Annotated in this window: 9 protein-coding genes; 6 read left to right on the top strand and 3 right to left on the bottom strand. The window is 64.8% G+C overall.

Annotated elements, in window-relative coordinates:
• Nucleotides 1–180 precede the first annotated feature (180 nt).
• The 3 genes from HPY64_11040 (at nucleotide 181) to HPY64_11030 (ending at nucleotide 5,086) form a co-directional block, all read left to right on the top strand.
• The gene (locus HPY64_11040) at nucleotides 181–1,521 is read left to right on the top strand and encodes an oligosaccharide flippase family protein (protein NPV67670.1); all 1,341 of its coding nucleotides are present in this window, start codon (nucleotides 181–183) and stop codon (nucleotides 1,519–1,521) included.
• A 145-nt stretch (nucleotides 1,522–1,666) separates the two neighbouring features.
• On the top strand, nucleotides 1,667–2,977 hold the full coding sequence (locus HPY64_11035; protein NPV67669.1) for a nucleotide sugar dehydrogenase: 1,311 nt from the start codon (nucleotides 1,667–1,669) through the stop codon (nucleotides 2,975–2,977).
• 213 nt (nucleotides 2,978–3,190) lie between these two features.
• The gene (locus tag HPY64_11030; protein ID NPV67668.1) at nucleotides 3,191–5,086 is read left to right on the top strand and encodes a hypothetical protein; all 1,896 of its coding nucleotides are present in this window, start codon (nucleotides 3,191–3,193) and stop codon (nucleotides 5,084–5,086) included.
• 16 nt (nucleotides 5,087–5,102) lie between these two features.
• Here the strand turns inward: HPY64_11030 and HPY64_11025 are convergent, their stop codons facing one another.
• Nucleotides 5,103–6,536: an aminotransferase class V-fold PLP-dependent enzyme gene (locus HPY64_11025; protein NPV67667.1), complete on the bottom strand. Its 1,434-nt coding sequence runs from the start codon at nucleotides 6,534–6,536 to the stop codon at nucleotides 5,103–5,105.
• A 309-nt stretch (nucleotides 6,537–6,845) separates the two neighbouring features.
• Between HPY64_11025 and HPY64_11020 the strand changes: the two genes are divergently transcribed.
• A complete protein-coding gene (locus HPY64_11020; GenBank protein NPV67666.1) occupies nucleotides 6,846–7,799 on the top strand; it encodes a hypothetical protein in 954 nt (317 codons plus the stop codon).
• 83 nt (nucleotides 7,800–7,882) lie between these two features.
• Here the strand turns inward: HPY64_11020 and HPY64_11015 are convergent, their stop codons facing one another.
• On the bottom strand, nucleotides 7,883–9,082 hold the full coding sequence (locus HPY64_11015; protein NPV67665.1) for a glycosyltransferase family 4 protein: 1,200 nt from the start codon (nucleotides 9,080–9,082) through the stop codon (nucleotides 7,883–7,885).
• A 127-nt stretch (nucleotides 9,083–9,209) separates the two neighbouring features.
• On the opposite strand from HPY64_11015, the gene HPY64_11010 reads away from it, so the two are divergent.
• Together HPY64_11010 and HPY64_11005 are read left to right on the top strand one after the other, a co-directional pair.
• Nucleotides 9,210–9,809 (top strand): CBS domain-containing protein, encoded by a 600-nt coding sequence (locus HPY64_11010; protein ID NPV67664.1) that lies wholly within the window; start codon nucleotides 9,210–9,212, stop codon nucleotides 9,807–9,809.
• Nucleotides 9,806–10,522 (top strand): acylneuraminate cytidylyltransferase family protein, encoded by a 717-nt coding sequence (locus tag HPY64_11005; GenBank protein ID NPV67663.1) that lies wholly within the window; start codon nucleotides 9,806–9,808, stop codon nucleotides 10,520–10,522. Before HPY64_11010 ends, HPY64_11005 begins: the two co-directional genes overlap by 4 nt.
• 100 nt (nucleotides 10,523–10,622) lie before the next feature.
• Here HPY64_11005 and HPY64_11000 read toward each other — a convergent pair whose 3' ends face one another.
• Nucleotides 10,623–15,578, bottom strand: a complete 4,956-nt coding sequence (locus tag HPY64_11000; protein ID NPV67662.1) for a GAF domain-containing protein — start codon at nucleotides 15,576–15,578, stop codon at nucleotides 10,623–10,625.
• Nucleotides 15,579–15,772 lie beyond the last annotated feature (194 nt).

The following is a 15,772-nucleotide window of genomic DNA, read 5'->3' as shown; positions in this document are numbered from 1 at the left end:
TTTTCATGTTCCTGCAACAGAATGAAGTCGCGTGTCATTTTGAGAGAAAATACACATGCGATTTGGTGCGTAGATGGGCAACCTTCAACCGGCATCTGAATTTCAACCGCGAAAGATACACTACCCAGGGGGGCGCTTTGCGGTACAATCGCCCCCCGTCAGATCGGGCGGAAAGGGCGGGTGAGCATGCTGCAGCGGCTGATCGGCGAAGTCAGGCGGCTGGGCCGCAGCAAGTTCGTGCGGGATACGGTTATGCTACAGGCGGGCAGCCTGGCCCTGACCGCGATCGGCGCAGTTTCGTTTGTGGTGGTGGCACGCGGGCTGGGGCGGGAAGCCTACGGTGTCTACCAGCTGGTGCTCAACAGCTACGGCCTGCTGATGACCTTCAACCTGACCGGCCTTGGCCCCAGTACGATCACCCGTCTGGCGGAGGCGATCGGGGCCGGAGACCGGGATCGCGTCCGCGATCAGATGGCGTTTTTTGCGCAAATCTCGCTGGCGGTTGCTGTCCTGGCGTTGCTGGCAGCGGCCCTCTTCGGCCCGCTGCTGGCCATCAACCCGTTGATCAGCGATCTGCTGCTGGTCTACATGCTGACATTGTTCTTCCTGCCCTGGCACAACCTGCTGTTGCTGGTATTGCAGGCCCTGCGCATCATGCACGGCTATACCCTGCTGGACAACGTGGCCAACCTGATCGAGGCAGTGCTCAAGATCGTGGTTGTCCTGCTGGGCTGGGGCGCGGCGGGCGTGATCGGGGCGCTGGTGGCGACCGCGGCCATCAAGGCCGTCGGTAGCCTGATCCTCTACCGCCGCCTGCAGCGCCAGCGTCCAGAATTGCTACCAACGGTAGGCGAAGTACTCGGCGCCGCCCGCCGCAATTCACCGCGCCCCCACTGGCGCCTTGGCTTTCTGCTGGCCGTGGATAAGAACGTGGCTGCCCTGTACACGCTGCTGCCGGTGCAGGCGCTGGCGATGATCAGCGGGGCGGCAGCGGCGGGCTTTTTGCGGCTGGGACTGCACGCCCTCAGCTACGTGAATCTGCTCTTCAACGGCATCCTGACCAACCTGGAGGCGCGCCTGCCGGCCCTGGCCGGTCAGGGCGACTACATCCGCCTGGTGGACAACGTGCGCCGTGTGCTGCGCTACCTGATCCCCAGCGCCGTGGCGTTGTACGGGGGCTTTGCCCTGCTGGCCCCGCTGGTCGCGCCCATCCTGGGGGAGGAATACATCCCGGCCATCCCCGTGATCCGGGTGTTGTGCCTGTTTGGTCTGGTGACCGGGATCGGCGGCGTGTTTGGCCCGCTGTACCGCACGTTGCGCGTTATGCGCGGCATCCTGGTGATCAAAATCGGAGCGCTGCTGGTGATGGCTGTACCCGGCCTCTGGCTGGTCGCCAGCTATGGCGAGGTTGGCGGCGCGTGGGCGATCGTCCTGATCTATAGCCTGTCTGTCGGGCTGACCATCGCCCTGATCTGGCCGCGCCTGCAACGGCTGGCCGCAGAGCAGGCCGCCAGGCGCTGATTGCGGCGCTGTTTTCCACCGCCTGCCTGACGGCCGCCTTGCAACCCGTGACCGCAGCCCGCCGGGATGGTACACTAGACCCCAGCATGGCAGGCCAGCGTAGCTTCCGAATCCGGCCCGCCGGTTTTCTCCAAGGAGTTCACGTATGAGTCGCGAGGCTCTTTTGCAGCGCATCGAGGATCGCACGGCCCGGATCGGCGTGATCGGCATGGGGTATGTCGGCCTGCCGCTGGCCGTCGAATTCGGGCGGGCCGGTTACCGCGTCCTGGGCGTCGACCCGCAAACGAAGAAGGTTGATCAGCTCAACCGGGGGCAGAGCTACATCCCGGATGTGCCCACCGAGACGGTGGCGGCTCTTGTCCGGGAAGGCCGCCTGAGCGCCACGACTGAGTACGCCCCCCTGCGTGAGATGGACGCCGTGCTGATCTGCGTGCCGACACCGCTGCGCAAGACCAAAGACCCGGATATGTCCTACATCTACGCGGCTACGGAGTCGCTGGCTCCGTTTATGCACCGCGACATGATCGTTGTGCTGGAAAGCACCACCTACCCTGGCACCACCGATGAGGTCATCGTCCCGCAACTCACGGAACCGGCCGGCCTCAAGGTGGGCGAGGATGTGTTTATCGCCTTCTCGCCGGAGCGGGTCGACCCCGGCAACCGGGTCTACCAGACCCGCAACACGCCCAAGGTGGTCGGCGGCGTAACCCCGGCCTGCACCGAGATCGTGGCCGCCCTCTACACCAAAGCTATCGACCGGGTCGTGCCGGTCTCTTCCCCCCGCACGGCAGAGATGGTCAAACTGCTGGAGAATACCTTCCGCGCGGTGAACATCGGCCTGGTCAACGAGATGGCGATCATGTGCGACAAGCTCGGCGTCAACGTCTGGGAGGTGATTGAAGCGGCCTCCACCAAGCCGTTCGGCTTCATGCCCTTCTATCCCGGCCCTGGCCTGGGCGGGCACTGCATCCCGATCGATCCGTTGTATCTGAGCTGGAAGCTGAAGGCGCTCAATTACAACGCCCGCTTCATCGAGCTGGCCAGCGAGATCAATACCTCGATGCCTTATTACGTGGTCAATAAGGTAGCCAGTGCGCTCAACGACGAGGGCAAGGCGGTGCGCGGCAGCCGGATCGCTGTGCTGGGCGTGGCCTACAAGAAGGATATCGACGACGTGCGGGAAAGCCCGGCGCTGGACGTGATTCATCTGCTGGAGGAAAAGGGCGCTTCCGTCACCTACCACGACCCCTATATCCCCTCGATCAAGCTCGATGGTCGCGCGCTGCAGAGCGTCGAGCTGACCGCTGACTGGCTGGCGAAGGCTGACGCAGTCGTCTGGGTGACCGATCACAGCGCCTACGACCGGCAGTGGATTCTGGATAACGCCCGGCTGGTGGTGGACACACGCAACGCCACCAAAGGCTTCAGCGGCAAAGCGCGGGTCGTCAGCCTGTAAACCGCCCCAGCGACCTGACCTGAGCCTGTAGTTCAGCGCCGGCCCCCGCGCCGGCGCTGTGCTTTTCCCTGCCCGCGCTGGACGGCGCTAGGCGCAAAGGGCCATATTCCTCCCTGGCAGGACGTGCTACGATGGTCATATCCCGCCCGATGCCTCCTGACCAGATGTACGGTCGCCGGGAGGCGACGAGAAGGACAATCGGGCCAGAGGATCATGAACCGCACTGGCTGGCTGGTGGTATTCCTGCTTTTGCTAACCACGGCGCTGGGCGCTGTGCAGCTCAACGATACGCTGTGGTACGACGAGATCTTCACCCTGCAGGAAGCCGGGGCGCGCTTCTACGGCCCCTATTCCCTGGCAGATGTCTGGCGGCAATCGGCGGCAACCGAGCCGAACAACCCGCCTGGCTACCATTTGCTGGTCAACCTGTGGGGGACGCTGGTCGGGTGGACTCCACTGGCCACCCGGACGCTTTCCCTGCTGGCGGGTGTGCTGGCGGTGGCGGCGATCTACCGTCTGGGCCGCGATCTGGCCTCTCCAGTGGCCGCACTGGGCGCTGCGCTGGCGCTGGGTGCGTCGGCTTTCTTTGCCCACTACCTGCATGAACTGCGCACGTATACACTGGTTGTTCTGGTCGCCACGGTAATGCTGCTGGCCTACTGGCGAATCCTGGCTGCCGGGGAGCGTCCATGTCGGGCTGCCCAGACGCTGCTGGCGCTGGCGGTCGCCGGGGCCGCCTATACCCACTACCTGGCGCTGCTGTTACCCCTCAGCCTGGGCCTTTACCAGCTACTCTTTGTACGGCAGCCTGGCGTCTGGCGGCGAACAGCCATTCCGGCGTTGCTGGGCGCGCTGCTCTTCCTGCCCTGGCTGAGCGTGATGGAGCGCGGAGTTGAGCAGACAGTGCACATGGGCGGGCGGACGATCGCCATGCCCGCCGTTATGGCGCTGCTCATGCTGGCCTATGCCTTCAGCAATGGGCTGTTTCTACCGGCGCTGGTGGCGGGCGGGGCGGCCATTGGCTACCCGGCACGCGGGGCGCGACTGATCTGGTTCCTGGCCGGGGCGCTGCTGGGGTTGATCCTGCTGATCAACGCCGTCACGCCGCTGATCACCCATGTGCGCTACCTGCTGATGCTCTGGCCGCTGCTGGCGCTTATCGCCGGTCTGGGGATCGACCGGCTATGGCATGCGCCGCGCTGTCGCTGGCTGGCCCTGGCTGTCGCCGCCGCGTGGATTGTAAGCGGCGTCTGGTACGCGCTCGACTCCACGCTGGTCGACATCCTGTTCTACAACAACGACCGGGGCGATCTCTTCCGGCGGCACCTGCCGCTGGGTGATCTGACCCGCACCCTGCAGGCGGAGGCCCGCGCCGGGGATGTGCTGGTATATCATGCGCCCGTACCGACCTGGCCGATCTCCGATGTGATCGAGTACGACATCCACGATCTGGGGCTGCACAAGCTGTATACCGACTGGCTGACCTACGCGCCCGGCGAAGGGGAGGATTTTAGCGTGGCGGCGGCCAGCTTCCTGGGCCAGACCACCCGCGCCTGGCTGGCCCTGGAACACCGCTCGCAGCCCGATCCTTACGCCGCCGCGCTGGACGCCGTGCAGGCGGCGCTGGCGGCGGATTTCGGCCTGTGCCGGCGGGCGGTGGATCGGCCGGGCCTATCGCTGGAGCTATATGCCCGCGCCCCGGCCTGTTGCTGTGCGGCAGAAGCAGCCCCGCCGATCGTCCGCTTTGGCGACGACATCGCCCTGACCCATCTCGCTCCACTGCCGCCGGTGGTCGGCGGCGATCACACGTTGCTGATCGGGTGGCGGCAGGGCGAAGACGTGCCGCCCTACACTTACTCGCTGGCGGTGCACCTGTACGATAGCGCGGGCGATCTGGCCGCCCAGGTGGATGTTGGACTGCCGCTGGATCGTTGTGCCTGCCAGCAGGTCATCCTGCCGACCGGCGATCTGCTGCCGGGGGAATACCGGGCCATGTTGATGGTCTACGACTGGCGGACGGGCGTCCGCCTGCCGGTCACGCGCCCGAACGGACGGCAATCCGACCGCCTGCTGCTGGGCCAGGTGATCGTACGCGGGCGGGAACGGTGAGCGCATCGCCTCACCATCATCCCAGGTGGAAGTATGCCTCCAGCCGGGGGGCGAAGCCTTCCGGCCAGTAAGCGCCGCTGGCCGGGTCCTGCACGTAACGGCCCCGGTAGTCGCCGCGCACAATACGCTCCAGCATCTCCGCGAACCAGTCGACTTCCGCTTCGTTGTTGTAGCAGCCAAAGCTGGCCCGCACCAGACCGGGCAGGTGTGCCTTGACGCCGTTGTGGATCTCCTGCTGGTAGGAGGCCGCCTGCTGCTCGTCCACGCCCAGCAGGTGCAACAGGTACGGATGGGCGCAGAAGCAGCCATTGCGCACGCCGATCCCGCCTTCCGCGCTGAGAATGGCCGCCACCAGGTAGTGGCTCATCCCTTCCACGATGAAGGGCACCACCCCAACCTTGTCACGGGCGCGGGCGGGATCGGTGATGCCAAAGACACGCACGCCGGGGATGCGGCCCAGCCGTTCCAGCAGGCGCGCTGTCAGGACGGCCTCATGTTCGGCCAGAGCGTCCATGCCGATCGCTTCCAGGCACAACATGGCCTGGGCCATGGCTACCGCGCCGACGACATTGGGGCTGCCGGCTTCTTCCCGATCGGGCAGACCGGCCCACTTGACGGAATTGACCGTCACAATGTCGACCACGCCGCCGCCGACCATATCCGGATCGCCTTCCAGGAAGGTATCCCGCCGCCCGATCAGGGCGCCAGTGCCGAACGGCGCGTACATCTTGTGGGCGGAAAGCACCACATAATCCAGATGGCCGGGATCGTCCAGCGGGCGCATCTCCACCGCCCGGTGCGGGGCCAGCTGGGCCACATCCACCAGGATTTGCGCCCCGGCAGCGTGCGCTTTCTCGGCGAGGCGATGAATGGGGTTGATGTAACCGGTCACATTAGAGGCCCCGGTCACCGCCACCAGCTTCACCCGCCCGGCGTAGCGTTCCAGCAGCCGGTCAAAGTGAGCCTCGTCCAGCGCCCCGCTGGAGTCCGGCAGGACATGCTCCACATGGGCCACCTTGCGCCAGGGCAGATCGTTGGAATGGTGTTCCATCAGCGTGGTCAGCACTACGTCGCCCGGCTGAAAGGGGAAGCGGTTGGCCAGCTTGTTGAGCGCTTCCGTGCTGTTCTTGCCGAAGATGGCCGTGTGGGTAGCCGGGTCCGCGCCGACAAAGCGCAAGGCGATCGCGTGGGCGGCCTCATAGGCTTCCGTGGCCACCTGGCTCTTGAAGCCGCTGCCGCGGTGGACGCTGGAATACCAGGTCATGAATTCGTTGACCTTGTCCAGCACCGGGCGCAGGGCGGGGGTGCTGGCGGCGTTATCAAAGTTGACATAGGGGCGTGTTGTGCCGTCCAGCAGGGGGACCTGTGCATCAATGCCGACGATGTTCTCGCGGACAGTGTCAATGGTCAGACAGCGGGCGTTCCGGACCGGCGCGGCAAGAGTCGTCATGCAGGGCGCTCCTGAAGTAGTGATGGGATCACTCCTGGGCAAAATCGCGTGGCGGATACTATAGCGATGACTCCTGGCGGCTGGCAACCTGTAAAATGGCAGGGGGAGAGGCTGAATCTGTCAGCCGTTCCGGGATGAATCGGGAGGCTGGGAAGCCTTCCCTGTTCCTGACCCCTTACGGCCAGGCATCTCCCTGCTGCAGCGCATTTTCCTGCTGCGCACGCCGCAGTACAATCGGCGGCAAAGCTCCGCTGACCCACTGGAGCTTCCCTCGCCGCCGGCCATCTGTTGGTCACACAGGTAGAGACGATGAGCCAGACAACCGATATCCTCAACCGGGTGTTGCCGATTCTGCTGCTGCTCGGACTGGGCTACTGGATCCGGCGCAGCCGGTTCCTGACCGATCAGGCCATTGACGACCTGCGCAAGATCGCGGTCAACATCGCCCTGCCCGCCGTGTTGTTCATGTCCTTCCTCAACATTGAGCTGAAGCTCACCTATCTCGTCACCTTCCTTGCCATCTTCCTGCTGTGCCTGCTGCTCTACGGACTGGGGCTGCTGCTCAGGGCGGGGCCGGGCGGTGGGCGGGCGTACTTCCCCTTTCTAATGACGGGCTTTGAATATGGCATGCTAGGGGTGAGCCTGTTCGGCAGCGCCTATGGCCTGGAAAATATCGGCTATATCGCCATCATCGATCTTGGTCATGAGATCTTCATCTGGTTTGTGTTTCTGGCGCTACTCCTGATGCGGCGGGATGGGTTGAGCGGGCCGGGGCAGGTGGTGCGGGCGTTTCTCCGCTCGCCGGTGGTGATCGCGATTCTGGCCGGGCTGGCCTTTAACCTGCTAGGTGCACAGACATTCCTGGCCACAACCGCCATCACCGGCGGGATCATGGCAACGCTCAGCTTCCTGAGCCATCTTGTGGTGCCGCTGATCCTGATCATCATCGGCTACGGGATCAGGCTGGATGTCGCCGGCATCCGGCAGACCCTGCCGGTGATCGCCACACGGCTGGCGATTCTGTTGCCGCTGGCTTTCCTGCTGAATCGCTTTCTGATCCGGGGCCTGCTGGAGCTGGAACGCGGCTTTGAGATCGCCCTGTTCACGCTCCTGATCCTGCCGCCGCCGTTCATCATCCCCCTTTATGCCCGCGCCGACACGCCGGAAGAGGAAAAACGGACGATCAACAATACCCTGATGATCTATACGGTGATCACGATCGTGCTGTTCAGCGTGCACTTTGTGCTGAACCCGGTGCTATAGGGGGAAAAGTTCGCGGCGGTACGGCGGCGACTGAGGGGCCTGAAGTGAGGGGCTTAGACCATCGTTTACCCCCGTCTGGCCGATCATGTGAAACCGGCTACCGCCGCCAGCACTTCCTCAAAGCGGGCGGCGTAGTGACGCACATCCAGCCGGGCCAGCACATGCGCCCGCCCGGCGGCCCCCATCCGCGCCCGCAGGTCCGGATCGATCAGCAGCCGCCACACTGCCGCCGCCAGCGCCTCCGGATCGCGCGGGGGGACGAGCAGACCCGTCTGGCCATCGAGCACGGTTTCCGCCGGGCCACCGACATTGGTGCTGACCACCGGCACCGCGCAGGCCATCGCCTCCAGGTGGGCCATCCCGAACGACTCAAAGTCCGAGGCACAAACCAGGATGTCGCTGGCCCGCAGGGTAGGGACGAGATCATCGCTGAAGCCAGTGAAGATCACGCTTCGTTTGAGGTCGGGGTTGCTTTCCACCGCGGCCAGGATCGCCGCCTTGTGCCGGTCGCCGACTGCGCCATCGAGCACGTTGTCGCCCACGATCAAAAAGCGCGCCTGCGGGAATTCCGGCGCGATACGGGCCGCCATGCCCAGGAAGTTGAGATGTCCCTTGATCGGCTGGAAGCGCCCCAGGATGGTGATCACCGGCGCGTCCGGCGGGATGCCCAGCGCCGCGCGTACCGCGCGACCATCGACTGCCGGGTTGAAGCGATCGACATCCACCCCCAGATGGCGCACCTCCACCCGTTCCGGCGGCATGAACGGCGGTTCCCCCAGAAACCCCGCCTTGCTCCAGCCGGAATCGGCGAAGAGATGGGCCGCCTGGCGGAACAGCCCGCGCTGCCAGGGGCGGGGATGTGTCCAGCGACCGTGGATCATCCACACCCAGGGGACACCCGCCCGGCGGCAGGCTGGAGCAACCAGCGGGATGCTGTGATACTCCGGGCGGACGACGGCGATTCGCTCCCGGCGGATCAGGGCTTCGATCTGCTTGACGACCGGCAGGCGTGCCCACAGCGCCGGGACGAACAGCGGCATCGCTGGTCGCCAGCGGAGGATGTGCACCGGCCAGCCCTGCGATCGCCACAGCGCCGGGAATTGCCCTTCGCCGGGGACCAGCAGGTGCGGCGTCCAGCGTCCAGCGTCCAGGCAGCGCACCATCTCATACAGGCTGGTCTCGCCGCCGCCGAGGCCGGTATAGCTGGAAACGAACAGGATCGGCGTGGGGCGCGGGGCCGCACGGCGACCAGCGGTCATTGAGGATGGAGAAGCGGTCGTCATCATTCGGTCACCTGCCTGAAGTGCGGGGCATATTCTACCACATCGCCGGCCTGCCGGGCGCGGTCCGCCGGGCCTGTGGTATGATTCGGGTGGTTCGGCAGACGGTACAACGAGCGAGGTGCGCGGCATGTCCATCGAGCGGGAGTTGCAGGCTGAGATCGAGCGACTGTGGACGGAGAACGCCCGCTTGCAGGAGACGCTGGAGGCCCTGCGTGCCCGCCGCGACGCCGAGGGACGCATCCGCGCCGTCCTGCGCCGGCAGGACGCCTGCGCCCTGGTGGTGGCCGATGTGATGACCGCCAACCCGGATGTGCTCCACCTGGGGGATAACCTGCGGGCAGCGGTGGAACGCTTCCGCCGGGGCCGCTACCGCCGCCTGCCGGTCCTGGACGCGCACGAGCGGCTGGTCGGGATCATCACCGACCGGGATATCCGCCAGGCGCTCAACTCGCCGTTTGTCCTGCATGAGCGCTGGCAGGACGAGATGCTGCTCAACCAGGTGCTGGTGGATGTCTGCATGACGCCCGATCCGGTCACCGTCCGCCCGGAAACGCCTCTGTACGAAGCGGCCCGCCTGATGCGCACGCGCAAGATCGGCGGTCTGCCTGTCCTGGATGACGCCGGGAAGCTGATCGGGATCGTGACCGAGACTGACCTGTTACGCGCCTTTGAGGAAGCGCTCACTGCCGCCGCCAGCCCGAACTCACCGGACGCGACTGCCCCATGACCACCTCTGCCCGGCCCGAACATATCCTGGCTATTATCCCGGCGCGGGGTGGATCGCGCGGTGTGCCACGCAAGAACATCCACCCGCTGGCCGGGCGCCCGCTGCTGGCGCATACTATCGCTCACGCTCTGGCCGCCCGTTCTATCACCCGGCTTGTCGTTTCCACCGATGACGCCGAGATTGGCGCGATTGCCCGGCAGAACGGCGCGGAGGTGATCTGGCGCCCGGCGGCGATCAGCGGCGATACTGCCACAACCGAATCGGCGCTGTTGCACGTCCTGGATACCTTGCAGGCTGCCGGGGGTTACACACCTGATCTGGTGGTGTTGTTACAGTGCACCTCGCCGCTGCGTTTGCCCGGCGACATCGACCGGGCAGTGGAAACGCTGCTGGAGAGCGGGGCGGATTCGTTGCTTTCGGTGGTGCCGTTCAGCCGCTTCCTGTGGCGGGTCGGGGAGGACGGCCGCCCGCAACCCTACAACTACGACTATCGCCGCCGTCCCCGCCGCCAGGAGTACGCCTCAGGGTTGTGCATGGAAAATGGCTCGATCTACGTCATGCGGCCCCGGGTGTTGCGAGAAGAGCATAACCGCCTGGGCGGGCGCATCACCTGTTACGTCATGCATCCGCTGACCGCCGTGGAGATCGACGCACCGGAAGATTTCGCCCTGGCGGAGGCGATCCTGGCTTGGTCGTGGCCGCCGGAAGCCTAGCGCACGATTCGCACGGGTGGGCGGAGAGAACGGCAATCCGCGCCATCCGTAGCCCTGTCTGTAGCGCGCGCCTGCTGAACAACGCGAGCAGCCCGGAGCGCTAGTGGACAAGCGGCAGCGTGAAACGGAAAGCTGCACCGCCCAGGCGACTATCGTCCACCCAGATACGACCGCCATGCGCTTCCACCGCCATCTTGCAGAAGGTCAGCCCCAGCCCCAGACCGCGATGCTGGCGTTGCGGGATGCCAGAAAGGCCAGTAGCGTACCGCTCGAAGATGCGCCCGCGCACTTCCGGCGGGACGCCCGGCCCGCTATCCTCCACCGTCGCCAGGATGACACCCTCTTCCGGCTGATATTCCGCCCGGATGATCACGCGTCCGCCGTGTGGCGTGTAGTGCAGGGCGTTGTCGATCAGGTTGGTGAACACACGGGTGATTTTGCCGCTGTCCATGAACAGCAGGGGCAGATCTTCCGGCAATTCTCGCTCGATCTGGATGTCCTCTTCTTTGGCTAGCATCTCCAACACCCGCACAGCCCGTTCTACCGGCTCGTGCAGGGAGGCGGAAGTGAGGGTGAGGGGCATCTCACCGCTTTCCAGGTGGGCGACATCCAGCAGGCTGTTGACCAGCGCCAGCAGCCCTTCCGCGCCCCCCTCGGCGATACTGATGACTTCCAGCGCCTCATCGCGGTTCAGCGTTTCATCTTCGGCGATCATGTCGCGCAGCACGCTCAGACCGCCCTTGATCGAGGAAAGCGGGCTGCGCAGGTCGTGCACGATGGTATGGGTCAGTTCTTCGCGGCCCCGTTCCAGTTGCACCTGGGCGCTGATATCCCGCCAGACGAATAGTCGCCCGGCTACCGTGCCATCTTCCGCCAGCACGGGGATACTTTCCTCCTCCAGGTAGATCGTCTGGCCGTGGAGCGTGATCTGGGCGTGGCGCAGGGTGGGCCGCTGTGGATCGCTGCGCAGGGAGCGCCAGATAGCCTTGATGCCGTCGGGATGGCGGAAGTCCTCCCGTGGCAGGTCGTGGAGGGCTGGCTGCCGCAGGGCGCGGAGCAGATGCTTGCCCAGGTAAGGCCGCAGTTCCGCGCCCAGCAGACGCTCCGCCGCCGGGTTAGCGTGCAGCAACAGGCCGTCCCGGTCAACCAGCAACAGGCCATCCCGGGTCGCGCCCAGGATCACAGCCATATGATCGCGCGCCTTGCGGATTTCTTCGTACAGGCGGGCGTTGAGGATGGCTGCCGCTCCCTGGTTGGCCAGCAGCTCCAGCGCACTGGCTTCGTCAGCGCCCAGTTGCTGGATGTCGCGCACGGCCACATTGAGCACACCGATGACCTGGTCGCCGTGCTTGAGCGGGACGCTCTGCAGGGCCGTGATCGGGCTGCTGGGGTCGCGCACGTAAATCTGATCCAGGCTCAGGTGCTGGGAACGGCCTGTGACGGCGGTGCGGTGGGTCACGCCGTCCGGACGCGGGGGATAGTCCTCCAGGTTACGGCGACCATCGCGGTACAGGCTGGCGCCAAAGGTCAGGCGGTCGGTCTCTCGATCGTAGAAGTAGAGGTAGACCTTCTCCGCGTCGACCATCAGCAGGGCGGTCTGGCAAATCACGTCCAGCACCTGGGCCAGGTTGGTGGCGTTGAGCAGAGCGACCGAATTGCGGCGCAGGGAATCCAGGATTTCGATCTGGCGCTGGCGGCTTTCAAAGAGCCGCACGCGCTCGATGGCGCTGGCAGCCTGGTTGGTCAGCAGTTCCATGGCCCGGACTTCGCCCTCGCCCAGATCGTCCGGGTGCCGAACGGCAGCGTTGAGCACGCCGACCGGCTGGCCCTGGTGCACCAGTGGGAAAATCCCCAGCCGCTGGGTCGGGACGCCAGGGAAGCGTTCAAAATCATCGCTGATGATGGAATGCCCGGCGCGCAGGGCACGGTAAGTCAGGCCGTCAGGGCGCGGGTGAGCGATCTCGATGTTACGGCGGCCGTCATGCCACAGGCTGGCGGCGAAGGTCAGCTTGTCCGTTGCCGGGTCGTAAAAGTAAATGTGAATGTTGACGCCGTTGAGGATACTCAGCGCGACATTGCAGACCCGCGTCAGCACGGTGTCCAGGTCAGCGGCCTGTAGCAGGTCCAGCGATAACACGCGGATCGCTTCCAGAACCTCGATCTGGCGCTGGTTGCTGGCCAGCAGCCGGGCGCGGTTCAGGGCGATGGCGGCGTGCCCAGCCAGATTCTGCAGGAAGCGCAGGTGCGCCTCCGTAAAGTGGCCCACCTGGCGGCTTTCCAGATTGATCACCCCCAGGGCTTGATCCTGGTGCAGGATAGGCACGCAGAGTTCTGAGGCAAAGCCAAGCGTCCCCTCCGGCAGCCAGTAATGCGGTGCCCGGCTCACATCGTCGACCAGCAACGGTTCCCGTGTGTGCAACACTTCAGCAACCACGCCCCGGCTGATCTCGGTGTACTGGCGGTGTTGCAGACCGTTGCCGTTGGCCAGCCGCCAGTACAGGCTGAGCGGACGGTCTGACCCGGCTCCAGCCTTGCCAGCGTTGAGCGGGATTCCCCCTGGCTCGATCAGGGCGCAGCCCAACAGATCGGCGCGGGTAACCGTATAGGCCGCATCCAGCACTTCCCGGATGATCGAGACTTCATCGGTGCTGACGGAAATGTGCCGCAGCACATTCTGCAGCACATTGATCTCCAGGACACGGTTGCTCAATTCGGCTTCGGTTAGCTGGTGGAAGCGGGCGTTTTCCACGGCGGTGGCTACCTGAATGGCGATCGCTTCCGCCAGGCTGATGTCGTCGCTGCTCAGCGGGGATCGTTCGACCCTGCCCAGGATCAACGCCCCCAGGGCGTCATCCCGTACAGCCAGCGGGATGAAGATCAACGTCTGCAAACCGGACTGGGCAAAGACCTCATGCAGAGCCGGGCTGAGGGTAGGATCGCCAGCTGTAAACGCCCGCGACCAGCGACTCTGCAGCGTTTCGCCAATCTCCGGGTTGGCACTCAGGGGGCAGAGTAAGGCGGGCGGCGGCGCGAAGTTCATATCCCGTTGGCTGGCATGGGCCTGCACGACCAGACAGTCTTCCTCGCGGTTCCACAGTGTCAGTATGGCTGTGTCGACGTCCAGCACTTCGACCGTCCAGATCACCACCGATTCGGTGACCTTTTCCAGGGCCAGGCTTTCCGAAAAGACACGGGCTGTCTCAACCAGGTAAGCCAGCCGCTGGACATTGCGCCGGGTTTCTTCAAAGAGCCGGCTGTTTTCGATGGCGATGGCGGCCTGATTGGCAACCATCTGCAGCAGGTAGCGCTGGTTCTCGTCGGGCGTGTGAGGCCGGTCAAAGAAGATCGCCACAAAGCCCAGCGCATCCTGAACGGGCGTGAGTGTCTTGCCGTTGATCTGGTTGCGGATGGAGATGAACGGCACCACTGTCATGCTGTGCAGCGGTGTTCCGGCCAGGGAAGGCGCCAGCCAGGCCGCGCGGGCATCGGTGTGCAGATCGGTGATGCTGGCCACGCGGGGCCAGGAGAGCAAAGCATCCCAACCGTTTGTGTGGCTGAGCGAACCGCTGAGCGCCGCCTCCACACCATCCGGCAGGCCAACGCTGTGAGCGATGTGGTAAGAGGCGGTCCCCGGCCCTTTGAGGAAGATCGCCGCGCCGGAGCCGCCGCTCACGTCGCAGGCCACACTGCACACTTCCCGCAGGATCACCTCGCTGTTGAGGCTGGCGTTGACCACATTGGACACGTGGTTGACCGCCAGCAGGCCATCGGTGAACTTCTGGGCCTCGCTGCGCAGGTACAGGTTGCGCAGGGCGCTGGCAGCCTGTGAAGCGATCGTCTCCAGCACGTTCTGCTCCGCCAGCGTGTAAGCCCCGGTCACGGTGGGATGCTGAACAGCCAGCACGCCGTAAACGGTGTCATGCAACTGGATCGGTACGCCCAGATAAGCGCGGCAGGGCGGCCCGTCGCCGGTGCGCAGCAGGGGGTCCCCACCATCCGGCGATAGCAGGGCGGCGCGCCGCTGGATGATTGCCTCGATCGGCCCCTCGCTCCAGGGGCGATCCGGCCAGTGAGTGCGCCGGTAGTTTTCCACCACCAGTGGGAAGCTGATGCGCTGCTGACCGGTATCGGGCACAGCGATATAAAAGATCGGCGCGTCGATCAGGCGGTTGACCTGCTGATAAAGGGATTCGAAGAGCATCAGCGGCGTGGTGGCGGTGGTCAGCGCCTTGCTGACGATGTTGAGGATGCTCAGTTCATCAATACGGCGGTACAGCGCACTGCGGGAAAGAGTCAGGGCGCGCAGCCCCAGCGCGCCCAGAATGACCGGCAACAGGCTGAGGCTGACGATCGTCCGGCTGGCCTGGTAGTAGAGTATGGCCATAACCACCGCCGGGATGGTTAGCAGCAAGTCTAGGGTAACCCAGTATACGCGGACATAAAGCGGATAGATGCTATCCAGCTGCCGCTCCCCCCGCATGAACGGCAGATGCATGATCTGGCTGCGCAGCCCTAGCGCCACCCCCAGCAGGACGGTCAGACGCGGCAGGTCAGTCTCCTGCAGGCTCACCAGCGGCTGGCTGCCCCCGATGATCGCGTAAGCCGCCGCGCCGCCCAGCAGCCCCATCCCTACCGCCGCCAGCTGGGGCAGGATACGTTGCCGCAGAAAGCGGCGCTTCCCCCGCAGGACGGTATAGACCAGCCCATCGCTGAGGTGGACGTACTGGATTGTGCTGGCGATGAGCATCCCCGCGATCAGCAACAGGACAGCCGAAGTCAGGTTGAAGGTCAGGTAGGCAGCCAGCAGGGGCAGTAACAACCCCAGCACATCGCTCGCCGGGGCGCCTTCCACCGAAAGAGGGTTGAGGGCGTACAGCACGAACGTGATCAGATAGACCGCCCACAACAGGCGGTCAAACATGGCTGCGGGCGCTTCATCCCCCAGGAAGGTCAGCCATAGCGCCAGGCCCAGACCCAGCAGGACCAGCGCCAGGTACGACCAGCGAAACGCCTCACGCGATAGCTTCAGGGAAACTGTCGAGGCGGTCATGTCCATCGCGCAGTCTCCCTGGTCAACAATCCGGGCCAATCGCTCATGCGGATAAACGCCAGGTCGATAAATTCGCTACCAACTATTCCAGCAACCGAAAGGATAGTTGCGCCGGGCAGGCTGTTAGGCCCCCCTGCCTGCCGCCAGCGTGCGATCTGTAATGTTAATAAATCCTTACTTTACTGTAGCACACAATGCCT

This window comes from Anaerolineae bacterium, assembly GCA_013178165.1.
In the GTDB taxonomy this organism is placed as follows: Bacteria; Chloroflexota; Anaerolineae; order Aggregatilineales; family Ch27; genus Ch27.
Note: the sequence above shows the minus strand (reverse complement) of the source record. Positions and strands in the feature narration are given on the sequence as shown.